We start from the raw sequence: 276 nt of genomic DNA, 5'->3' as shown, positions 1-276 counted from the left end.
CGGCGCCACCTCGTACTCGTCATCGAACAGCCGGAAATAGCTGCGATACTCCTTCGCGAACCGCTTGGCGGTGGCCCGAAGCGCGTCCGGGAACCCGGGCGGCATGGAGACCCGGGAGAAATCGGGCGACTCCCAGAACTTGACCTCGGCGGCCGCCACATGGATCCGCAGGTCCGGACGCAGCTGGTCCTTCACCCCGTCGACGAGCAGCCCGCCAATATGGTCCATGTGCATGTGGGTCAGCACCACGTCGGTCACCGAAGCAAGATCGATGCC

The 276-nt window shown here is 65.2% G+C and carries 1 protein-coding gene; it reads right to left on the bottom strand.

Annotated features, from left to right (window positions below):
• On the bottom strand, positions 1 to 276 hold a 276-nt coding region (locus AF337_RS03805; protein WP_152970883.1), incomplete at both ends, for an MBL fold metallo-hydrolase.

The organism is Rhizobium ecuadorense, from assembly GCF_001187535.1.
GTDB lineage: Bacteria > Pseudomonadota > Alphaproteobacteria > Rhizobiales > Rhizobiaceae > Rhizobium > Rhizobium ecuadorense.
This window is presented reverse-complemented; position numbering and strand designations above follow the sequence as displayed.